Source organism: Microlunatus sp. Gsoil 973, from assembly GCF_009707365.1.
Classification (GTDB): Bacteria; Actinomycetota; Actinomycetes; order Propionibacteriales; family Propionibacteriaceae; genus Microlunatus.
The window spans coordinates 278,251-300,695 of sequence record NZ_CP046122.1 but is presented as its reverse complement, the minus strand read 5'-3'; the positions used below and the strand labels follow the sequence as shown (position 1 = coordinate 300,695).

Sequence of the window (22,445 nt, the reverse complement as noted above, 5' to 3'; positions counted from 1 at the left end):
TCCCTTTTCCTCAGGCGACCCGCTCGTCATCGGGGACGACGAAGTCTGCGTGCAGGTTGTAGGCGCCGATGTACCAATGCCCCAGCGTGTGCCGATCAAGGATGACCCAGGCGCAGTTGCGCAGGCTGCCCAACCGGTCCCAGTCGACGCCGAGGAACCTGCCGATGCCGACCCGACCGGCGGTTCCGTGCATGGTGATCACGACGGTGGATTCGTCCTCGGCGGTTCCAATGATGTCGGTGATCGCTGCCGACGCCCGGTCGGCCACCTCACTGGTGGTCTCCCCGGAAGGCGATCGGCGTACGTCCTCGCCGGCGGCGACCGCGGCGACCAGCTCGGGATCTGCCTCGGCCGCCTCCTCGACGGTCAACCCCTCCCAGCTTCCGACATTGATCTCGCGCAGCCGCGGATCGAGGCTGATCTCCAGTCCGGTCACGTCGGCGAGCGCGCGGGCTGTCTGTGTCGCCCGGGACAGATCACTGGAGAAGATGGCCGACGGCTTGAGTTCCTTGATCACCCCGGCGGCCGCTGCCGCCTGCCGGCGACCAAGACCATCGAGCGGGATGTCGGCCTGGCCCTGGTAGCGACCCGTCGCGTTCCAGGAGGTCCGGCCATGCCGCCAGACGACCACCCTGCGCGCGGTCATCGGGCCTCGTTGATGTCGAGCTCGATCCTGGGACAGTCGTGCCACAACCGTTCCAGCGCATAGAAGGTTCGCTCCTCGACGTGTTGCACATGCACGACGAGATCGAGGTAGTCCAGCAACACCCAGCGCCCCTCCCGCTCGCCTTCCCGGCGGACCGGCCGGACGTCGAGCTCACGCAGCTTCTCCTCGATCCCGTCGACCACGGACGCGACCTGCCGTTCGTTGCTGGCGCTGACGACCAGGAAGACGTCGGTGATCGCCAGTTGCTCCGACACGTCGTAGGCGACGATCTCGGTGCCGAGTTTGTCGGCGGCGGCCGCTGCTGCCACGTAGGTGAGCTGCAGTGCCCGTTCGGTCGCAGTCAGGATGTCCCCTTCGGTTGCGTGACCGGCCGACGGCATCAGCCGTACGGACTGTCGTGGATGATTCTCTCGAGGTCCGGGAATCGGTTCGCCGGAAGCGTACCGCCGCTGCCCCGGCTTTCGAACTGCTGATGATCGTCCTCGTACAGCCCGCGCTTGGCGATGTACTGGACGATACCGTCGGGCACCAGGTACCAGATCGGATCGCCGGCCAACACCCGTTCCCGGCAGGCCGTCGAGGAGATCGACAGCGCCGGCACCTCCATCAGCGTCAACCGCCCGTCCGGCACCTGCCCGATCGGTGGCTCGGCCAGGTCGTGTCCGGGCCTGGTGACACCGACGAAATGAGCCAGGTCGAACAGTTCCTCGACACCACGCCAGGTGAGGATCTGTGCCAACGCGTCGGCGCCGGTGATGAAGTAGAAGTCGACGTCCTCGCCGCGTTCGGTCCGCAGGTCGTGCAGCGTGTCGATCGTGTACGTGGGGCCGGGCCGGTCGATGTCGATCCGGCTCACCGTGAAGCGGGGGTTGGACGCGGTTGCGATGACCGTCATCAGATACCGGTCCTCCGGCTCGGACACCTCCCGCGACTCCTTCTGCCACGGCCGCCCGGTCGGGACGAAGACCACCTCGTCGAGGGCGAACCGGCTGGCCACCTCGCTGGCGGCGACCAGGTGGCCGTGGTGGATCGGATCGAAGGTGCCGCCCATCACGCCGAGGCGGTAGCGATGCCCCTGGTTCAGGCGCCGGTTGCGCGCCAGCCCAGCAGTGCGTTCAGTCACTCGTCAGTCACTTGTCAGGTTGCCCGTCAGCAGGCCCGTGGAACCCCACGGATCAGCAGTGCGGCCGGCCCTTGCCGATGGACAGAACGATGACCATCATCAACAGCAAGGACACGAAGGCGATCAGCCCGAAAACGAGCGGGGGAACGGGCAGTTCCGTCTCCAGCGCGGCGAGCTGCAGGGCGTACGTCATGGCAGGTGAGTTTATCCTCACGCCCGGACCTGGCCGGAACCGGTAACCACGTATTTGGTGCTGGTCATCTCCGGCAGCGCCATCGGCCCGCGGGCGTGCAGCTTCTGGGTGGAGATTCCGATCTCGGCGCCGAACCCGAACTCGCCCCCGTCGACGAACCGGCTGGAGGCGTTCACCAGGACGGCGGCCGCATCGACCTCGGCAACGAACCGCTGGGCGGTCGACTGCGAATCGGTGACGATGGTCTCGCTGTGCCCGGTGCCGTACCGACGAATGTGAGCCAGGGCGGCGTCCAGCGAATCCACCTCGGCAACGGCGATGTCGAGCGAATTGTATTCGGTGGCGAAGTCCTCGTCAGTGGCCAGCACGACCGGGACGTCGCGGGCGTAGGCCGCGACCCGCTCGTCGCCGTGCACGGTCACTCCCTCGTCGACCAGTCGCCGCAACGCCTCCGGCAGGAAGTCCTCGGCTATCTCACGATGCACCAGCAGGGTCTCCACGGCGTTGCACACGCTCGGCCGCTGGGTCTTGGCGTTCAGCAGGAGGGTGATGGCCATGCAGGAGTCGGCGTCGGCGTCGACATAGAGGTGGCAGTTGCCGACGCCGGTCTCGATCACCGGTACGCGGCTGTTGCCGACGACGTGATTGATCAGACCGGCTCCCCCGCGCGGGATCAGGACGTCGACCAGTCCGCGCGCCGCCATCAGCTCGTCGGTGACCGACCGCGGCCCGGGCACGAGCTGAATCGAGTCGGCCGGCAGCCCGGTCTGGCTGACACCCTGCCGCAGAGCCTCGACGATGGCCACGTTGGAGCGGGCGGCCGAGGACGATCCGCGGAGCAGCGAGGCGTTGCCCGACTTGAGGCAGATGCCCGCGGCATCCGCGGTCACGTTCGGCCGGGCCTCGTAGATGATGCCGACGACGCCGAACGGGACGCGTACCTGACGGACCTGCACGCCGTTGGGGTTGGTCCAACCACGCACCACGTCACCGACCGGGTCGGGCAACCCGGCCAGCGACCGCAGACCGTCGCTCAACTGAGCGATCCGGGCGGCGGTGAGCCGAAGCCGGTCGATCAGCGCGGCCGCAGTGCCGGCCGCCTCTGCGGCCGTGATATCCGCAGCATTCGCGGTCAGGATCGGTCCGGCGGCCGCGTCGACCGCGTCCGCCATCCGATGCAGGGCTTCATCCTTGACGCCGCGGGAAGCACGGGCCAGCGCCCGCGCCGCCCGGCGGGCCTTGCCGGCGAGATCGGCGACGGTCGGCTGCTCCGGCGCCGGATCCGGGACGGCGGCAACCGGTTCGGGAGCCAGCTCGGTCATCCCCGGTCCACGATCGTGAGTCACGTCCCGATTATGACGGTGGCCGGTCCCCGGTTGGGAATGGCTTTGGTCACCGATCCGCGAATCTGGGTGACCGGCGGAACGAATCAGGCTGTTGGGTGACGACGCTGATCGTCCACCCGGACCGGGACGACGGCATATTCGGTCCCGGCGAGGCTGTCGATGCGTGCCGGTCGGAGCAGGCCCAGCCGTCGCAGCAGATAGCAGGCGAGGTTGGCGCCGGACAGCAGGATCAGGCTGCCTGCCACCAACTCATTGGACAGGTCGTGTGCCAGCGTTCCCCAGCTGAACCAGAGCAGCTGACAGAGCACGCCCATCGCCAGGAAGACGCTGGAGACTGCCGAGATGTCCGGCTCGGTCAGCAGGCTGCGCAGTTGCATCAGCTGGGAGATGGCCGCCGGCACGAACACTGCAGCCGAGAAGGCCAGCGGTCCGACCGTCACGGCGACCATGACCGTCACTGCCCCGACGATGATCGGCAGCGCGTACGTCCGCGGCAGACCGGTGCTGGATCCGTCCTTGCGGAGATCGCGGTTGATCATGATCAACATCCAGGCGGCGGATGTCGTCAGCAACAGGCTCGGCAGCCACAGGTTGGCATGTCCGGTGATCACCCCGTACGCCGTCCAGGACAGGTTGCTCGCCATGCTCGATTGCCAAGCCAGTAAGGGGATTCCGGCGGTTGTCCGAGTGCGCACAACGCGCACGAGTTGGGGCATGGCGATGCATGCCCCGTAGACACCGGCGGTCCAGCCGATCGCCTCGATGATCACGGGGTCTTGCTTTCTGCCACCGTCGGTGGCCGGTCTGAGGGTTGGCGCGATTCAGTTGTGCCGTGGCACGGCTGTGCCAAGGCGGCAAAGATGTGGGAGCACGTTCGGCGGTTTGGCGCAGAAGTGCCGTAGGCCGGCTTCCGCCGGGTCAGCCGGCCGGTGCGGAGAGCCCGCCACCGGATTTCGACGTCGAAATATTAGATCCGGAACATGGTGCCGACAACCGGAAACCGGACAGTGTCACGCAGATCACGTCGGCAGGATCCGACGCCCCGACCGGCACCTGTGTCCCGCGCGCCCGGGTCAGGCGATCAACCCGCGGATCTCGGTCGCGGTGAGCTTGCTGTTCGCGGCCGCAGCGCCGTTCATCACGCTGGCGAACAGCTTGGCCTTGTCGGCCTTGAGCGCCATCACCTTCTCCTCGATGGTGTCCTTGGCCACCAGCCGATAGACCATGACGTTCTTGGTCTGGCCGATGCGGTGGATCCGGTCGATCGCCTGCTGCTCGGAGGCCGGGTTCCACCACGGATCGAGGAGGATGCAGTAGTCGGCCTCGGTCAGGTTGAGCCCGAACCCGCCGGCCTTGAGGCTGATCAGGAAGACCGGGGCTTCGCCGGACTTGAACTCCTCGATCACCCTGCCGCGGTTCTTGGTACGCCCGTCCAGATAGGCGTAGGGGACGTCGCGCGCAGCCAGCAGCTCACCCACCTTGCCGAGGAACGTGGTGAACTGGCTGAAGATCAGCACCCGGTGGTGTTCGGCGAGGATCTCATCGACCAGATCACCCAGTGCCTCGAGCTTGGTACTCGGCACGTCGGCGTACTGATCATCGTGCAACGACGCGTCCAGGCTGAGCTGGCGGAGCAGCGTCAGCGACCGGAACACCTCGAAGCGGTTGGCTTCGAGATCCTCCAGCAACCCGAGAATCTTCTGCCGTTCCCGATGCAGGTGGGTCTGGTAGACCCGCCGGTGTTTCGGCAGCAGATCCAGTGCGATCACCTGCTCCTGACGCTCCGGCAGTTCGGCGGCGACCTGGTCCTTGGTCCGTCGCAACATGAACGGCCGGACCCGTCGACGAAGCCGCTCCACGAGCAGTTGCGACTCACCCTTCTCGATCGGTTTGGCGTAGTCGTCACGGAAATCGGTCGGTCCGCTGAACAGCCCCGGTGCGGTGATCGAGAACATCGACCACAACTCCATCAGGTTGTTCTCCATCGGCGTGCCGGTGATCGCCAGCTTGAAGGGGGCTTCCAGGCGGCGTACGCAGGTGTAGGCCTGGGAACGGTGGTTCTTGACGAACTGTGCCTCGTCCAGGATCAGGCCGGACCAGGGCACCCGGCGGTAGCTGTCGAAGTCGATCCGGAGCAGCGTGTACGACGTCAACACCAGATCGGCCCGGGCCACCTGGGTGATCAGCTCCTTCTTCGACTTCCTCTCGGTCCCTGTGATCACCGCGACGTCGAGTCCGGGAGCGAACTTCTCCGCCTCCGCGGCCCAGTTGCTGATCACGCTGGTCGGAGCGACGACCAGATAACGGACCGGTCCTGCCGCCCGCTGCTTGGCGTGGCAGATCAGCGCCAGCGTCTGCAACGTCTTGCCGAGTCCCATGTCATCGGCCAGCACCCCACCCAGGCCGTGATCATGAAGGAACGCAAGCCAGTCCAGTCCGTCGCGCTGGTAGTCGCGCAGTTCGGCGACGAAGCCTTCGGGCGTCGGCAGCCGCTCCAGTTCCGCGTTGGCGCCGAGACCGTCGATCACCTGTCGCCATTGCCGGCTCTGCTCGAAGTCGACGCCGAGCCGTTCCAGTTCGTCCCACCAGTCCACCTGGTAGCGGCTGATCCGTACCCCGTCCGCGGTCGGCTCGCCGATGGCCCGCGCCTCCTCGATCAGCTCCTTGAGTTGTTTGAACTCCGGTTTATCCAACCGGAAGTACTTTCCGCTGGGCAGGACCATCATCCCCGCGCCCTTGGCGAGCGCCTTGAACAGCTCGGTGAACTGCACCTTCTCACCGTCCACCTCGACCGTCACCGACAGTTCGAACCAATCGCGTTCACCGCGGATGTCGTCGTTGCGGACCTTGATCAGGGGCGGCCTCTCGGCCTCGCTGTACTCCGGAAGTTCACCGTCGTAGATGATCACCAGCCCCGCTTCACCCTCGAGCTCGGGCAACACCGTGGTCAAGAAGATGATCATGTTCTCGGTGCGCAGCAGATTGCGCGGCAGCAGGGATCGGGAGACTGTCCGGTCCAGCAGGATGTCGAAGCGTTTCAGATCGAGCCGGTTGAGGATCTGTTGTTCGGCGGCAAGGTCGCGGTCCGCGGAGCCCGGTCCGACCAGCAGCGGGTGCCGCTTGCCGGGGTCGTCCTCGGAGTTGCGGTACCACCAGTCCCACCGCAGCTCCATCTGATGGTCCGTCCGAGGCCGCAGCTCCAGAGCGAGGTGGGGAACTCTCGGGGCGGGTGGGTTGAAGCTGTGGTCGGTGGAGCGGACGTTGATGGTGGTTCGTAGCTGGGGGAAGTAGTCGGAGAGGAAGCGGTCCTCGTCGGCGATCGGCACCACGATCCGTTGACCGAGGGTGACCAGCCGGGACATCGCCGGGGTCAGCGGCTGGTCGAGCATGGCGATCCGCAGCGCCTGGTCGGCGTCCCGGCGGACGACCAGTTGTTGAGGAACCCCGATCACCGAGACCTGCCGGATCTCGATCTCCTGTTCGCCGATCGACAGCGTCGGTTCGAAGATCAACTCCGCGTCGTCCCGGTGTGCCTCGAGATGCAGTCGGGCGGGTTCGTCCTCAAGCAGGACCGGTGCGCTGGTATCGCTGCCGAGCAACGTGACACCGGCCCGCCTGGCATCGCGGAGCAGCGCCCACAGCGCAGTGCTGGACACGTCGTCCAGGCGCTTCCAGCCGTGCTGATTGGCCCATTGGTCGCGGCCCAGCGCGCGGATCGCGGACAGCACCTGGTGCTGGGTCTGGTCGAAGTCATGGGTCGGAAGAGCGGGACTGAACAGGTGCCAGCCGGTGTCGCCACGCACCCAACGACCGCTGCGGCCGACCGCCAGCGGCCGGGCGCGCAGCGATTCGTGGTCCCGCGGCCGGAACTCCAGCTGAACGGCCAGCTTTCCCGCCGGGTCGCGGTGGTGCACCAGCGGATCGAGGATCCGTTCCCACGATGTCGGCCCCGAATCCCCGACGACGGTCGGTTGCCGCGCACTGACCAGTGTCGCCGCAACGTGCTTGCAGTTCAGATGCACCGCGCAGGAGCAGACGCCGACCGACGGACGCGAGGGCTCACCGCCGGAGAAGAGGACGTTCACCCGGTACGGCTTGGGCATCGTCCCGATGACGACGCCGTCCAGCACCGTCTGGCCCTGGGACCACCGGACGCTCTGCACCCGGCCGGTCTCCTGATACTCAAGACCCCGGAACAGCGCGTTCCAGCCGACCAGGTTGCCGATCGCGTCGTCGGACAGATCGATCATTCATCCCCGCCTGCACCTCGAAATCCGGACAAGGTGGGCCCAGCCTAGGCACTGGCGGTGACAATGCGACGCCGCCATGCACAGCGGGATCGTCACAGCAGGGTCGGTGGCAGCGCACCCTCGTGTTCCAGCAGCCAGAGTTTCGTCTCACGACCCCGCCCGGGTTCGCCCCCGGAATAGCCGCCGAGTCCGTCGGAAGCCACCACCCGATGGCACGGGATCACCACCGGCACCGGGTTGCTGCCCATGATCGAGCCGATCGCCCGTGCCGGCACGGTGGTGCCGCTGCGGGCTGCGAGTTCACCGTAGGTGACGGTCTCGCCGTACCCGACGGTGTCCCGCAGCGCGGTCAACACGGCCCGGGCCGCGTCACCGAGACCGGCGAGCCGGATCGGCAGAGCGAAGGTCGTCCGCGTTCCGGCGAAGTACTCCTCCAACTGGACCAGCGAGGCGGCGAGGTGATCGGCCGCGGGCGATCCGCCCGGCTCCCGGTCAGCGGGCCGGTACCGCCAACCGACGCTGCGGATACCTGCGTCATCGGCCAGGACGGTGAGCACGCCGACCGGTGTCTGCAGGCTGCCTCGTACGGTTCTCACTTCGCTGGCTGTAGCGCTCATGATCACCAGTCTGGTCCCCGGGACGGACAATTCCCAAGGGAATCCGTAGCGGGTTTCGGACGTGGCACAGCCACCCCGCGCGGCCGGACCGGATCAGGATGACGCCTCGACCAGGAGTTCGGTGTCGGTGACCTGCAGCTTGCCGTCCCTGATGTCCTCTGCCCAGTGGCAGGCGACCGTGCGACCGGGTTCGATGTGGCGCAGCATGGGAACCTCGTCATGGCACCGCGTCGGCTGCCGGAACGGACAGCGGGTGTGGAACCGGCACCCCGACGGCGGGTTCGCCGGGCTGGGCAGGTCACCGCGGAGCAGGATCCGCTCACGGGCGTCTTCGATGTCGGGATCAGGGATCGGGATGGCCGACATCAGGGCGATCGTGTACGGATGCAGCGGCGCGGCGTACAGGTCGTCGCTGTCCGCCTCCTCGACCAGCCGGCCCAGATACATCACCCCGATCCGGTCACTGATGTGCCGCACCACCGCGAGATCGTGGGCGATCACGATGTAGGTCAGCCCCAACAGATCCTGCAGCTGCTCCAACAGGTTGATCACCTGCGCCTGGACCGAGACGTCCAGTGCACTCACCGGCTCGTCGGCGATCACCAGATCCGGGTTCAGGATCATCGCCCGCGCGATGCCGATCCGTTGCCGCTGGCCGCCGGAGAACTCATGAGGATACTTCGCCAGTGACGATCGCGGCAGACCGACGACCTCCAGCATTCCCGCCGCCTTGGCCAGGTGCGACTTGGGCGAGTCGGCGCCGTACTCGTCACGGTCGGCGTCGGACAGACCGTGCGCACGCAGCGGTTCGAGCAACAGGCTCTGCACGCTCTGCCGCGGATCGAGGCTGGACAGCGGATCCTGGAAGATCATCTGCATCCGCCGGCGCAGCCTGCGCAACTGCTCCGCGGAGTGTCTGCGGACGTCCGTGCCGTCGAAGATCACTGACCCGTTGGTCGGCTCCTCCAACCGAAGGATCGCCCGCCCGAGCGTGGACTTGCCACAGCCGGATTCGCCGACCAGCCCATAGGTGGTTCCCCGGCCGACGGCCAGGTCGACGCCGTCGACGGCCCTGACGTGGCCTATCGTCCGGTCGAAGATCAAACCGCTCTTGATCGGAAAGTGCACTTCGAGGTCGGAGACCTGCAGGATCGGCTCGTCGGCTGGGGTGCTCATCGGTTCTCACTCTTCGGCTCTGACGGTTGGCGATCACGGTGATACGGGGTGGGGTGCACACAACGGAGGAGGTGGCCGGGCTGCTCGGTGCCGACCAGGTCGAGACCGCCGACGATGCAATCGTCCTGGGCGTACCGGCACCGGGGGCGAAGGCACACGCATCGTCCCAACCGACCACGTCGCGCGGCGTGCCGGGGATCGGTCGCAGCGGATCGGTGCGATCCTCGTCCAGCCGCGGAATCGAGCCGAGGAGTCCTTGGGTGTAACGGTGCCGCGGATGGGCGAAGAGGTCCTTCCGGTCCCCTGACTCGACGATCCGTCCGGCATACATCACGTTGACCCGATCACACAGTCCGGCGACAACGCCGAGATCGTGGGTGATCATGATCATCGCGGTCCCGAGTTCGGTGACCAGTTCCTTGAGCAGCTCCAGGACCTGGGCCTGGATCGTCACGTCCAGGGCCGTGGTCGGCTCGTCACAGATCAGTAGTTTCGGCTTGCAGGCCAGTGCGATCGCGATCATCACCCGTTGCCGCATGCCACCGGACAGCTGGTGTGGATACTCGTCGAGCCGGCGGCGCGGGTCGGGGATACCGCATTGTCGAAGAAGGGACTCGGCCTCCTCCCGGGCCGCTGCCCGCGACATGCTCTGGTGGGCAAGCAACACCTCGGTGATCTGCACGCCGATCCGCACCACCGGATTCAGCGAACTCATCGGATCCTGGAAGACCATGCTGAGGTCGCGGCCGCGCAGGCCGGCCAACTGCCCGCCGGAAAGGCTGAGCAGGTCGCGGCCGTCGTAGCGGACAGAGCCGGAGACCCGGACACCGCGTCGGGGCAACAGCCCCATCACGGCCAGCGAGGTCACCGACTTGCCACTGCCTGACTCCCCCACGACCCCGACGATCTCCCCGGCGCGGACTTCGTAGCTGACGCCGTCGACGGCCCTGGTAACCGGACCGTTCTTGCGTTGGAAGGTGACGTGCAGGTCCTCGATCTCCAACAGTGCTCTCTGGTCGGGTCCGATCGGCCCCGCAACACTGGTGGTCACCGCCGTCATGATCATCTCCTCGACTTCGGGTCGAGAGCTTCCCGGAGGGCCTCGCCGAACAGAGTGAAGCCGAGTGCGGTGATCGCAATACAGGCACCGGGCAGCAGGGTGAGCTGCGGATCGCTCTGCAGCCGGTCCTGGGCCTTGACTAGCATCCGTCCCCATTCAGCGACCGCCGGGTCCGGATCACCCAGGCCGAGGTAGGACAGTGCAGCGACTTCGATGATCGCGGTGGCCAGGGTCAGTGTTGCCTGCACGATCACCGGCCCGACCGAATTCGGCAGCACGTGACTCATCACGACGGTACGCCGCCGCAGTCCGAGCGAGAACGACGCAAGCACGTAGTCCTGCCGTCGTTGGGACATCATGGATCCGCGGAGCAGCCGGGCGAACACCGGAACCTGGACTGCGGCGATGGCGATCATGATCGAGATCGGCCGGCGGCCGAGTACCGCCGCAACACTGACGGCCAGCATCAGTCCCGGGATGGACAACATGATGTCGACGACCCGCATGACCGTCGTGTCCACCCAACCGCCGAACGCGCCGGCGAGCGTGCCGAGCGTCATGCCGACGATGAGGCCGATACCGGTCGCCACCACGCCGATGATCAGTGACTGCCGAGCGCCGAAGATCAACTGGGTCAGCTCATCGGACCCGGACGGGTCGAGGCCGAGCGGATGCCCGGCCGACGGCCCCGGAACGTCCTCCGGTGTGATCTGGTTGATCCAGGCGCTGGTGGCCGGATCATAGGGGGCGATCAACGGAGCGAAGACGGCGATGACCACGAAGGCCAGCACGATCACAGCTCCGACGACGGCACTGGGGTTGCGGCGCATCCGGCGGAATGCTCCCCGCCACAGCGAGACGCCGGCTTCCTGGTCCGGCTGGTCCGCCATCAGCGCGGCCAGTTTGGGCGACCTGTTGATCGGGCCCGACTCGAGGTCGCCGGGTTCCACCCCTTCGGTGATGGCGCTCATGATGTTCGGATCCTCGGGTCGATGATGCCGTACAGAAGATCGACGATCAGGTTGACCAACGAATAGACCAGGGCGATGATCAGGATGAAGCCCTGCAGCACTGAGTAGTCGAGCGAGCCGATCGCATTGAACAGATACGACCCGATGCCGTTGAACGCGAACACCGACTCGGTCAGCACCGCCCCGGACAGCAAGGCACCCGTCTGCAGGCCGATGGTTGTGATCACCGGGAGCAACGCGTTCCGCAACACGTGCCGACGGGTGATCAAGGACTTCGCCAGCCCCTTGGCGTTGGCCGTCCTGACGTAATCCTCACCGAGTACGTCGATCACCGAGGCCCGGGTCATCCGGACCACGATCGCCAACGGGATCGACCCGAGGGCGATCGCCGGCAGGATCAGGTGAACAGCCGCGTTCGCGGCCGAATCCCACTCCCTGGTGATCAGCCCGTCGAGAATGTAGAAGTTCGTGATGTGGGTGGCGTCGATGGCCACGTCCTGACGGCCGGACGCCGGAAGGAAGGCGAGGCTGGACAACTTGAAACCGCCGATGTGGCCGGGCAGACCGACCGCGAAAACCACCTTCAGCAGGTAGGCCAGCACGAAAACCGGGATCACGGTGCCCAGCAGGGATCCGCTGACCATGAACAGGTCAAGTGCACCGCCCGCCCGTCGGGCCGCCAGGTAACCCAGGGGGATACCGACGACGACCGCGAAGATCAGCGCTGCGGTCGCCAGCTCGATGGTCGCCGGGAACCGTTCGAAGAACGTCGGCAGCACCGGTTCCCCGGTCACCGCCGACGAGCCGAAGTTGCCCCGAGCCAACTGTCCCACGTACTTGATGAACTGGACCTGGACCGGCTGGTCGAAGCCGTACTGGGCGTTGAGGCGGGCGACGGCTGCCGCCGTGCCCTTCTCACCGAGCAGCGCCTTGGCCGGATCTCCGGGAAGCGCCCGCACCCAGATGAACAGCAGCACCGCCAGCCCGACGAGGACCGGGATCAGCAGCAGGATTCTGCGCACCACGAATCTCAACAAGCGCCTCGGTCCTCCGTCCACCTCACAACAGTCATGCTCGGTCTGCTGGTGCTGATCAGGTTCTCAGCCGACGGGCAAGGTCACTTCTTGATGCTCACCACGTTCCAGACGGCATCCTTGGAGGGACCCGGGATGTATCCCTTGACCTCCGGCGCCAGGGCCAACGACGGCGCCGGGTGCGCGATCGGCACGCCCGGGATGAATTCGGAGATCTCCTTGTTGATCGCTTCATAGGCAGGCACCTGCTGCTCCCGGGTCGGCAGTCCGCGTGCCTTGGTCAGATCTGCGAACAGCTTGGGGTTCTTGAAACCCCACTCCGGGCTGTACTGGGCGAAGAAGACACCGACGAAGTTGTCCGGATCGTTGTAGTCGCCGGTCCAGCCGAGGAGATGGAGGTCGTGCTTGCTCCGGCCGTCCTCGCTGGCCGTCATGTCCAGGTAGTCCGGGCTCCACTTGGCCGAGACCGGAACGATCTTGATGCCGACCGCTTCGAGCTGGGACTTGATCGACAGGTAGGTGTCCTCCGGGCTCGGCATGTACGGCCGGGAGACGCCGGTCGGGTAGGCGAACTTCAGCGTCAGCGGCTTGTTCGCCGAGAATCCGGCCTCCTTCAGCAACTGCTTGGCCTTGGCCGGATCGTAGTCGTAGGTGTTCACGTTGTCGGTGTAGCCGGCGATCGTCGGCGGCATGAACTCCTTGGCGGGGATCGAGCCCTCGGGCAGCGACTGCTTCACCACGGCCTGCTTGTCGATCGCGTAGCTGATCGCCTGCCTGACCTTGAGGTTCTGCAGGTCCTTGTTGTACTGGTTCATGCCCATGTACAGGATGTTGAAGGCCGGTCGGGTGAGGACCTGATAGCCCTTGTCCTTCAACGGTTTGATGTCGGCGGGCCCGACCAGGTCATAGCCCTGGACGCCACCGGATTCGAGCTCCTGGGTGCGCGCCTTCGGATCACTGATGGTGCGCAGAATGATCTTGGACAGATGGGCCTTCTGGCCCCAATAGTCGTCGTTGCGGACCAACGTCACCGACTGACCGCGATCCCAGCTGGAGAATTTGAACGGGCCGGTCCCGGTCGGATGGGCTGTCGCGTACTCGGAGAACCGCGGATCGTTCTCGGTGCCGGCGATGTCGTCGGCGTTGTACTTCTTCATCGCCGTTGGACTCTGCATCGAGAAGGACGGCAGCGTCATCGCCTGGACGAAGGCGGCGAACGGGTGCTGGAGCTTGATGGTCAGCTTGTCGTCGCCGTTGGTGGTGCACGACTTGTAGACCGCATCCTTGGCCAACGGCCCGGTCTTGAAGCCGTGGAAGATGTCGTTGTAGTAGGCCGAGATGTTCTCGTTCTGGTTCAGCCCGGTCCAGTTGAACCATCGGTCGAAGTTGTAGCAGACCGCGGCGGCGTTGAAGTCCGTACCGTCGGTGAACTTGACCCCCTTACGCAACGTGAAGTCGAAGGTCTTGCCGTCCTTCCCGGCGGTCCACGAGGTGGCCAACAACGGCTGGACCTCCGTGGTGCCCGGCTTCAGGCTGACCAGCCCCTCGAAGATCTGTTCCGCGGGACGGAACGTCTCGCCGTCACTGGCGTGGGCGGGATCCAGCATCACCGGATCCGACGACGCCGCGAACACGAACGTGCCACCTGAGTCACTGGTGCTCTCGCTGCCGCGTTGACTCTTCGCGCAGGCCCCGAGACCCGCCGACACGGCCACCATCGCGGCTATCGCGACAGCGCCGCGGATTCGGCGCTGTACGGCGCCGCTGCCCCTTTCGGGACGGGGAAAGATCGGGAATCGCACTGCTGTTCACCTCTTCATCGTGCCGGCATCGCTTTTCCGCTCCCCCGAGTGGCCGCACTCTAGCCGAACGTTTTCCTGCGCGTCATGGTTCTGCCGATGGTGTTGCGCAGCTGAAACACCGATGGGCACAAATCCTTCCGGTCCAGCACGGGCGGGTGGTGAGTCGGCGGCATATCTCCTCCGGCGCGGCCCCGCCGTTCGGGCCGCGCCCGGCTGAACCTCGCGGGCCGAAGCTGCCATGATGATCAGACCCGCCGCACCCGACCGAAGGAGGATGGCTCGCCATGACCCAACCCGTGATCGACCTGGCCGCAGAACTGCCCCCGGCGTCGTCCGTCGAGGGGGTCGCGCTGCCGGACTATGACCGGTCGCGGCTGAAGGCCGGAATCGTCCACTTCGGCGTCGGCGGCTTCCACCGCGCCCATCAGGCGATGTATCTGGATCGCCTGCTGCGGGCCGGCAAGGCAACGGACTGGGGGATCTGCGGCGTCGGTGTCCTGCCCAACGACGCCCGGATGCGGGACGTCCTCAAGGCCCAGAACGGCCTGTACACGTTGGTGGAGAAGGCGCCGGACGGCAGCCAGACGGTGACGGTGATCGGCTCGATCGTCGACTACCTGTTCGCACCCGATGATCCGGACGCGGTGATCGAGAAGATGGCTGACGAATCGATCAAGATCGTCTCGCTGACCATAACCGAAGGCGGTTACAACCTCGATGCGGTCACCGGCGAGTTCGACGCCGGCAACCCGGTGATCCTCGAGGAGGTCAATTCCGACGGTCCGCCCAAGACGGTCTACGGGCTGGTCGTCGCTGCGCTGAAACTGCGGCGCGAACGGGGGCTTCCGCCGTTCACCGTGATGACCTGCGACAACATCCAGGGCAACGGTGAGATCGCCAAGGGTACGTTCAGTTCCTATGCCCGGTTGACCGATCCCGAATTCGCCGACTGGATGATCGGGAACGTCGCCTTCCCCCAATTCGATGGTCGACCGGATCACCCCGGCCACCACGCCGGAGGACATTCTCGCGCTCACCGAGAACCATCAGGTCAAGGACGGCTGGCCGGTGGTCTGCGAGCCGTTCGAGCAGTGGGTCCTGCAAGATCATTTCCCGCTCGGTCGACCGCCCTATGAAGAGGTCGGCGTGCAGGTCGTCGACGACGTCGAGCCGTACGAACTGATGAAGCTGCGGTTGTTGAACGCCGGACACCAGGCGGTGGCGTACTTCGGCTACCTCTCCGGCTACCGGTTGGTGCACGAGGCTGCCCAGGATCCGGCGATCGCGGCGTTCACCCGGGCCTACATGGATCGCGAGGGTACGCCGACCTTGAAGCCCGTGCCCGGAGTTGATCTTGACGAGTACAAGGACACCCTGCTGGAGCGCTTCGCCAATCCGAACGTCCGCGACCAGGTCCAGCGGCTCTGTCTGGAGGCCTCCGACCGCATCCCCAAGTTCGTCCTGCCGGTGGTGCGCCATCAGCTCGCCACCGGCGGTGAGGTCGGACTGGCGGCCGCGATCATCGCCTCACTGGCCCGCTACTGCGAGGGGGTGGACGAGGACGGTCAGCCGATCGAGATCAACGACCGGATCGCCGACACGCTGAAGCAGTACGCCGCCAAGCAGGTCGGACCCGATGCCGACGAGCTCGGCTTCCTGACCAACCGGGAGCTCTTCGGTGACCTGGTCGACGAACCGCGGTTCACCGCGCCCTACCTCGAGGTGCTGCGCTCCCTGCACACGGTGGGCGCCAGGGAGACGGTCAGGAAGCTGACCTGATCGACAAGTTCGTCCTATCGCTCGGCTCTGAGGGCCGCCGCGAGATTGCCAGCGCGCCCGACGACGATCCGCTCCAGACCGAGCCAGCCGGCCAACTGCCGCAGCTCGGCCTTCAGTTCGGCTGCGACGATCTTCGTGTCGGTCCCCGGCTCGGCGTTGACCGTCGGAACCAGCAGGGTCGACCGCTCCCGATCGGCCTTCAGATCGACCCGGGCGACGAACGCATCGCCGAGGAGGAACGGCAGCACATAGTAACCGTCCCGGCGGTCGGTGGCCTTGGTGTAGATGCTGATCCGGTACCGGAAGCCGAAGAGCTTCTCGATCCGGTCCCGGTCCCAGATCAGCGAGTCGAAGGGCGACAACACCGCCCGCGGCTGATCGGAAAGATCGGCGGGCCGGTGCCAGCGATACCTGACGCCGGGGATGCCATCGATCCTGGTGTTGATCAACTCACCGCTGTCGACCAGTTCGGTGATCGCGGGAGCCGCCAGGTCGGACGGAAGCTGGAAGTAGTTGCGGAGTTCCTTGGCGGTCGCCACGCCCAAGGCCCTTGCGGCGCGACGGATCAACTCCCGGCAGGCATCGGTCTCGTTCGGCGCCGGCTGATCAAGGAACTCGGCGGGGATCACCCGCCGGCTGAGGTCGTAGAGCCGGGTGAAGTTGTGCCTGGCCGCCGTGGTCACGCGACCCTGACTGAAGAGCCACTCCAGCCCGATCTTGGCGTCCTGCCAGTTCCACATCCGGCCGGTCGACGGGTCGGGATCCGCTGCGCCCCGTCGGCGGCGTAACTGCGCCGGCGTCGCATCGTCGGCCGCGATCGGACCCTTGTCGGTGACCAGCGCCAGCACCTCCTCGACGAGGCCGGGCCGTTCGACCGCCAGTCTGGTCATGCCGGCGATGACGGCCCACGGCGCGGGGATCCGCCGGTCGAACGTCTTCGACCAGTCCGGCGGGATGGCCCCGGACGGCGACCACTTCGGCCAGCACCAGGATCGCGCCGCGTTCATCCGCCAGCGCAGCAACGGGTACAGGCTCAACGGCATCAGCGAGGCCTGATGTCCCCAGTACTCGAAGAGTTCCCGTGGTCTGCCCCAGGCCATCCGGTCCAGCGACCGGCGGGCGTACGGGCCGAGCCGGGAGAAGAGCGGAAGGTAGTGGGACCGACACAGCACGTTCACGGAATCGAGTTGCAGCACACCGACCCGGTCGAGCACCGCACGAATCTGCCGTGGGCGGACAGACGCCGGCCGGGGTCCACCGAAGCCCTGAGCGGCCAGGACGATGCGCCGCGCCTCGGCAGCTGACAGCGTGTCCACACCGACACGGTACGCAACCGGTCAGGCCAGAACGATCAACGCGTCGCGGTGCACGACCGTGCGGTCGTAGCCCTCCCCCAGCTCGGCGGCGAGTTCGTCGGTGTGCCGACCGAGCAGGTCGGGCATCTCCGACGAGTCGTAATTGGCCAGACCGCGAGCCACCAGCGCCCCGTCCGGACCGACGAGATTGACCGGATCGCCGGCGCTGAAGATGCCGCGGACCTCGGTGACACCGGCCGGCAACAGGGATGCCTTCCGCCACAACACCGCATCGACCGCGCCGGCGTCGAGCACCAGCTCGCCGTGAGCGTCGGTGGCGTGGGCCAGCCACAGCAGGCGGCTGGGTCGCCGCTTGCCGGTGGGGTGGAAATAGGTGCCGACCTGCTTGCCGGACAGCGCCCCGTCGATCGCCGACGCGTGGGTCAACACCACCGGAATCCCTGCCGACGTGGCGATCCGGGCGGCGTTGATCTTGGTCTCCATACCGCCGGTGCCGAGCATCGACGCGCCGGCGCCGCCTACCTCGATGCCGTCGAGATCATCGGTGCTGCGCACCTCGGTCACCCGCCGGGCACCCGGTTTGCTGGGATTGGAGGTGTAGAGCGAATCCACATCGCTGAGCATGACCAGCGCGTCGGCGCGGACAAGGTGTGCCACCAACGCGGCGAGCCGATCGTTGTCGCCGAACCGGATCTCGTGGGTCGCCACGGTGTCGTTCTCGTTCACGATCGGTACGACGCCCAGCTCGAGCAGTCGGTCGAAGGTGTGGGATGCGTTGGTGTACTGGCTCTTTCGGGTGACGTCGTCGACAGTGAGCAGCACTTGACCGACGGTCAGGCCGGCCGCGCCGAACAGCCGGGCGTACTCGTGCACCAGCAGCCCCTGTCCGACCGAGGCTGCCGCCTGCTGGGTGGCCAGATCACGCGGACGGGTGCGTAACGCCAACGGCGCGAGGCCGGCAGCGATCGCGCCGGAGGAGACAAGAACGATCTCCTGGCCGCCGAGCCGTACGGTGGCCAGCACATCGACAAGATCACGAACCCGCTGCGGGTCGAGTCCCCCCGCGGCCGTGCTCAGCGAAGAGGAACCCACCTTGATCACGATGCGCCGCGCACCGACGATCTCGGCGCGCCCTGCCGTCTCGGTCATCGTCGGGGTCGATCAACCTTTCTGATCCTGGTCTGCAACATCGTCCTCATCGATTCGGGTCGGTATGCGGTACGGCTGCAACTCACCCGCCTCGAGAGCGCGGTGATACTCCTCGTCCTTGGCCTTCCGCCGCTGCGCCGCCGGGCGATCATTGATCAACCGCTGGTCCTCGCCACGCCGGCCGAGCATCTCCGCTCCGACGTCGACCTGCGGCGCGAAGTCGAAGATCACCGCGTCGTCGCCGCCGATGGCTACGGTATCGCCGGGCCGGGCGCCCAGTTCCAGCAGGCGTTCCTCGATCCCCACCCGATTGAGCCGATCGGCCAGGTAGCCGATCGCCTCATCGTTGGTGAAGTCGGTCTGCCGGACCCAGCGTTCCGGTTTGTCGCCGCGCACCCGCCACAGGTCGCCCTCCCGGGCGACAGTGAACTCGGGCGCGCCGCCGACCGGTTTGGGGGACAGCACGATCCGCGGCGGCTCGGGCGGCGGTGCCTCCGCGCGGCGACGGGCGACCAGTTCGGCCGCCGAGTAGACCAGCTTCTGCAGCCCTTCTCCGCTCTTGGTGGAGATCTCGAAGACCGGCCAGCCGCGCTGGGTGACGTCGGCCCTGACCAGCTCCGCCAACTCCCGCGCGTCGGGAATGTCGATCTTGTTCAGGGCCACCATCCGCGGCCGGTCGGCCAGTCCGCCGTACGCCTGAAGTTCGGATTCGATCACGTTGAGATCGGTGACCGGGTCGCGGCCGGGCTCATAGGTCGCACAGTCGATGACGTGGATGATCGCGGCGCAGCGTTCGATGTGTCTGAGGAACTCGTGCCCCAGCCCGCGACCCTCGCTGGCCCCCTCGATCAGGCCAGGCACGTCGGCGATCGTGAAGGTCGTCTCGCCGGCGACGACGACACCGAGATTGGGCACCAAGGTGGTGAACGGGTAGTCGGCGATCTTCGGCCGGGCCCGGGAGACGGCGGCGATCAGCGAGGACTTGCCGGCGCTGGGGAAGCCGACCAGCCCGATGTCGGCGACCACCTTGAGTTCCATCCGGATGGTCCGGGCCTCGCCCTCCTCACCCAACAGGGCGAAACCGGGCGCCTTCCGGGCCGAGGAAGCCAGGGCCGCGTTGCCGAGACCTCCGCGGCCGCCCTGGGCGATGACGAACCGGCTTCCGGCTCCGGTGAGGTCCGCGAGGAGGTCGCCCGAGTCGGCGTCGGTGACGACGGTTCCTTCGGGCACGGGCAGCACGATGTCGCCGCCGTTGGAGCCGTTCTGATGGTCGCCCTTACCGGGCTGGCCGTTGCCGGCCAACCGACGCGACGACCGGTGATAGTCCACCAACGTGGTCAGGCCGGGGTCGACCTCGAGGATCACCGATCCGCCGTGGCCGCCGTTGCCGCCGTCGGGTCCGCCGAGAGGCTTGAACTTCTCCCGATGCACCGACGCGCAGCCGTTGCCGCCCTTACCACCGGCCACCATCAGGGTGACGGTGTCGACGAAACTCGGAATGGCCATCGCCCACCGTCCTCTCTGCTAGGTCATAAAACAAGGGTGGCCCCGACGGATCGTCCGGGCCACCCTGGAGAAAGCTTGTCTGATCACTCAGCCGCGGCCGCAGCCTCGGCTGGAACCTTCGCCTCTGCTGCGACGATGTTCACCACGCGGCGTCCACGCTTGGTGCCGAACTGCACCGCGCCGGGAACCAGGGCGAACAGGGTGTCGTCGCCACCGCGGCCGACGCCGTCGCCCGGGTGGAAGTGGGTGCCACGCTGGCGGACGATGATCTCGCCGGCGTTCACCACCTGGCCACCGAACCGCTTGACGCCGAGCCGCTGGGAGTTGGAATCACGACCGTTGCGGGTCGAGGACGCGCCCTTCTTGTGTGCCATATCGCCTACTCCTCAGCCTTCGATCCCGGTGACCTTGACCTGGGTGTACTTCTGACGGTGCCCCTGGCGCTTGCGGTAGCCGGTCTTGTTCTTGAACTTGATGATCCGAATCTTCGGACCCTTGGTGTCGCCGATGACCTCGGCAGTCACCGAAGCAGTGTCGAGCTTGGCCTTGTCGCTGGTGACGTTCTCGCCGTCCACCAGCAGCACCGGCGTCAGGGACACAGTCGCGCCGACCTCGTCGCCACGTCGATCGATCTCGATGACATCGCCGACGGCGACCTTGTGCTGGCGGCCACCACTCCGCACGATCGCGTACACGCCTGACCTACTCTCTTCGCTGTTCTTCGGACTCGGGTGGGCTGTCAGAGGCGGACCGGGGGGCCGGCGCCGGACGCGTCACCGCGGGATTCCGGTGCGCACACGTCAACGCACCGAGGATCTAGAGTACGCGTCCGGGCACCCGAGGGTCAAACTGCACAACGCCGCTTCCCGTCCGCCCACCCGGGATCCGGCTCAGCCTCCGACCAGCGCGGCGATGTCGGAGCGCTCGGTCCGGACCGGCCGCCCCGGGACGAGACGCCCACCGGAGACGAATCCCTCCTCGCGGTCGGACAGACAGCCGACCAGCCGGTCCCGCCAGTCATCGATCTCGGTCTTCCGCGCCGGATCGTCGATCAGGTTGCACAACTCCTGGGGGTCCTGCTCCAGATCGAAGAACTGTTCGACCCCCCGGGCCGACGCCCACAGGTACTTCCGCCGACCGTCGGTGACCCACTGCAGCGACTGGTCGAAATGTACGTGTCCCCCGTGGATCTCGGTGCGCTCACCGACCGGCCGGCCACCCATCACGTACGGCATCAGCCCGACGCCGTCGACCGTCTCCGGTATCCCGACGTCGGCCATCTGCAGCACCGTCGGCATGATGTCGCGCAACTCGGTCACCTGATCGACAACCTGGCCGCGTGGTGCGTCGGAAGCGAACCGCGGCGCCGGCCGGATGATCATCGGCACGTGGGCACTGCCTTCGTAGCCGACCGACTTCCGGTACATGTCGTGGTCGCCCATCATGTCACCGTGATCGGAGACGAAGATGATCGCGGTGTCGTCGATCAACTCATGATCAGCCAAGCCCTCCACCAGCCGGTTGAGTTGCAGATCGATGTGGCTGATCAGACCGTAGTAGCCGGTGACCGTGCGGTGATGGGTCTCCGGGTCCAATCCCCCCATGACCGTCTGGTGGTAGTTGTCCCGGCGGAAGTCCTCGAAGTCGCCGATCCAGTTGCCGCGCGGCGGCTCGATCGGTTGCCGGCCGATGTACTGATCCCACGCCCACTGCGGAGGGTTGAACGGTGCGTGCGGCCGGTGGAACGAGACGTAACAGAAGAACGGGACGGTCGGGTCGCGGCGTTGCAGCCAGTCCAGCGTCTCGTGCACCACCCAGTTGGTCGGATGCAGGTATTCGTCCCGGGTCCATGGGATCGCCACCATCGAATTGCAGCCGACGCCGTCGTCGAAATAGTCGGCATGCGCATCCATGCCCGGCTGGCGACGCAGCCAGGTCAGGTAGTCATCGTTGGCCTCCAGATGCCGGCCACCGTAACGGCGGCCGAAGTGCAGGAAGCCGTCGTGCAGCCGGACGTCGTCGAAACCGCACCGGGAACGTTCGGGAAAGACGTGCATCTTGCCGATGGCCTGCGTCTGATAGCCGTTCTCCCGCAGTACGCCCTGCATGGTCACCGGATGCGCCTGGCCGAACGGGATGCCGTCGCGGTAGCCGGTCCTGCCGTGACGCTCCTGCGACTGGCCGGTGAACAGCGCGACCCGGGCAGGAACGCAGGTCGGCGTCGCGGAGTACGCCCGGGCGAACCGGGTCCCCTGTCCGGCGATCTCGTCCAGGTGCGGTGTCTTGATCACCGGATGGCCGGCGGCGGACAGCAGGTCACCGCGCATCTGATCAACGCAGACCAGCATGATGTTGGGCCGATCGAGTTTCCGCGCCCTGCTTCCGGACTGGCGAGTGTTGGCTGCGTACGGCGGCAAGCCCATGCGTTGTCTCCTCGACCGGGTTTCGGCAATGAG

The 22,445-nt window shown here is 66.6% G+C and carries 20 protein-coding genes and 1 pseudogene; 2 read left to right on the top strand and 19 right to left on the bottom strand.

What is annotated here, in order from left to right; translation table 11 throughout:
- Positions 1-10: 10 nt before the first annotated feature.
- The 13 genes and pseudogenes from GJV80_RS01350 to GJV80_RS01295 all read right to left on the bottom strand — a co-directional run bounded on the left by GJV80_RS01350 (position 11) and on the right by GJV80_RS01295 (position 14,239).
- Entirely contained in the window at positions 11-646 is a 636-nt protein-coding gene (locus tag GJV80_RS01350; RefSeq protein ID WP_154686381.1) for a histidine phosphatase family protein, read from the bottom strand.
- Positions 643-1,011, bottom strand: coding sequence for a ribosome silencing factor (gene rsfS, locus GJV80_RS01345; protein WP_154689933.1), 369 nt, complete (start codon positions 1,009-1,011; stop codon positions 643-645). Before rsfS ends, GJV80_RS01350 begins: the two co-directional genes overlap by 4 nt.
- A 35-nt stretch (positions 1,012-1,046) precedes the next feature.
- On the bottom strand, positions 1,047-1,790 hold the full coding sequence (gene nadD, locus GJV80_RS01340) for a nicotinate-nucleotide adenylyltransferase (protein ID WP_230208008.1): 744 nt from the start codon (positions 1,788-1,790) through the stop codon (positions 1,047-1,049).
- A gap of 52 nt (positions 1,791-1,842) precedes the next feature.
- On the bottom strand, positions 1,843-1,983 hold the full coding sequence (locus GJV80_RS23075) for a hypothetical protein (protein WP_195909105.1): 141 nt from the start codon (positions 1,981-1,983) through the stop codon (positions 1,843-1,845).
- A gap of 17 nt (positions 1,984-2,000) precedes the next feature.
- On the bottom strand, positions 2,001-3,329 hold the full coding sequence (locus tag GJV80_RS01335; RefSeq protein WP_230208007.1) for a glutamate-5-semialdehyde dehydrogenase: 1,329 nt from the start codon (positions 3,327-3,329) through the stop codon (positions 2,001-2,003).
- Between the two features lie 83 nt (positions 3,330-3,412).
- Positions 3,413-3,973, bottom strand: a complete 561-nt coding sequence (locus tag GJV80_RS01330) for a hypothetical protein (RefSeq protein WP_154686380.1) — start codon at positions 3,971-3,973, stop codon at positions 3,413-3,415.
- A 429-nt stretch (positions 3,974-4,402) separates the two neighbouring features.
- Positions 4,403-7,579: an SNF2-related protein gene (locus tag GJV80_RS01325; protein ID WP_154686379.1), complete on the bottom strand. Its 3,177-nt coding sequence runs from the start codon at positions 7,577-7,579 to the stop codon at positions 4,403-4,405.
- A gap of 92 nt (positions 7,580-7,671) precedes the next feature.
- Positions 7,672-8,196 carry a methylated-DNA--[protein]-cysteine S-methyltransferase gene (locus GJV80_RS01320; RefSeq protein WP_154686378.1) on the bottom strand — a complete coding sequence of 175 codons (525 nt, stop codon included), beginning with the start codon at positions 8,194-8,196 and terminating at the stop codon, positions 7,672-7,674.
- Positions 8,197-8,289: 93 nt separating this feature from the next.
- Positions 8,290-9,372 (bottom strand): ABC transporter ATP-binding protein, encoded by a 1,083-nt coding sequence (locus GJV80_RS01315; RefSeq protein ID WP_154686377.1) that lies wholly within the window; start codon positions 9,370-9,372, stop codon positions 8,290-8,292.
- Positions 9,373-9,574: 202 nt separating this feature from the next.
- A pseudogene (locus GJV80_RS01310) lies at positions 9,575-10,432 on the bottom strand (ABC transporter ATP-binding protein); the annotation flags it as partial.
- A gap of 2 nt (positions 10,433-10,434) precedes the next feature.
- Complete coding sequence (locus tag GJV80_RS01305; protein ID WP_154686376.1) at positions 10,435-11,403, bottom strand: ABC transporter permease; 969 nt, start codon at positions 11,401-11,403, stop codon at positions 10,435-10,437.
- Entirely contained in the window at positions 11,400-12,440 is a 1,041-nt protein-coding gene (locus GJV80_RS01300; protein WP_154686375.1) for an ABC transporter permease, read from the bottom strand. The genes GJV80_RS01305 and GJV80_RS01300 overlap by 4 nt, the downstream gene beginning before the upstream one ends.
- An 80-nt stretch (positions 12,441-12,520) precedes the next feature.
- Complete coding sequence (locus GJV80_RS01295) at positions 12,521-14,239, bottom strand: ABC transporter substrate-binding protein (protein WP_230208006.1); 1,719 nt, start codon at positions 14,237-14,239, stop codon at positions 12,521-12,523.
- 284 nt (positions 14,240-14,523) lie between these two features.
- On the opposite strand from GJV80_RS01295, the gene GJV80_RS23470 reads away from it, so the two are divergent.
- Both GJV80_RS23470 and GJV80_RS23465 read left to right on the top strand, forming a co-directional pair.
- Positions 14,524-15,375 carry a hypothetical protein gene (locus GJV80_RS23470; RefSeq protein ID WP_230208005.1) on the top strand — a complete coding sequence of 284 codons (852 nt, stop codon included), beginning with the start codon at positions 14,524-14,526 and terminating at the stop codon, positions 15,373-15,375.
- Positions 15,263-16,018, top strand: a complete 756-nt coding sequence (locus GJV80_RS23465; protein ID WP_230208478.1) for a mannitol dehydrogenase family protein — start codon at positions 15,263-15,265, stop codon at positions 16,016-16,018. Before GJV80_RS23470 ends, GJV80_RS23465 begins: the two co-directional genes overlap by 113 nt.
- A 14-nt stretch (positions 16,019-16,032) precedes the next feature.
- On the opposite strand, the gene GJV80_RS01285 is transcribed toward GJV80_RS23465, so the two are convergent.
- The 6 genes from GJV80_RS01285 to GJV80_RS01260 form a co-directional block, all read right to left on the bottom strand.
- The gene (locus tag GJV80_RS01285; protein WP_154686374.1) at positions 16,033-17,334 is read right to left on the bottom strand and encodes a winged helix-turn-helix domain-containing protein; all 1,302 of its coding nucleotides are present in this window, start codon (positions 17,332-17,334) and stop codon (positions 16,033-16,035) included.
- A 21-nt stretch (positions 17,335-17,355) separates the two neighbouring features.
- The gene (gene proB, locus GJV80_RS01280; protein ID WP_195909104.1) at positions 17,356-18,483 is read right to left on the bottom strand and encodes a glutamate 5-kinase; all 1,128 of its coding nucleotides are present in this window, start codon (positions 18,481-18,483) and stop codon (positions 17,356-17,358) included.
- Between the two features lie 12 nt (positions 18,484-18,495).
- Entirely contained in the window at positions 18,496-19,989 is a 1,494-nt protein-coding gene (obgE, locus tag GJV80_RS01275; protein WP_154686373.1) for a GTPase ObgE, read from the bottom strand.
- 83 nt (positions 19,990-20,072) lie between these two features.
- Complete coding sequence (rpmA, locus tag GJV80_RS01270) at positions 20,073-20,363, bottom strand: 50S ribosomal protein L27 (protein WP_154686372.1); 291 nt, start codon at positions 20,361-20,363, stop codon at positions 20,073-20,075.
- 12 nt (positions 20,364-20,375) lie between these two features.
- Positions 20,376-20,684: a 50S ribosomal protein L21 gene (gene rplU / locus GJV80_RS01265; RefSeq protein ID WP_154686371.1), complete on the bottom strand. Its 309-nt coding sequence runs from the start codon at positions 20,682-20,684 to the stop codon at positions 20,376-20,378.
- Positions 20,685-20,879: 195 nt separating this feature from the next.
- Entirely contained in the window at positions 20,880-22,412 is a 1,533-nt protein-coding gene (locus tag GJV80_RS01260) for an arylsulfatase (RefSeq protein ID WP_154686370.1), read from the bottom strand.
- Between the last annotated feature and the right edge of the window lie 33 nt (positions 22,413-22,445).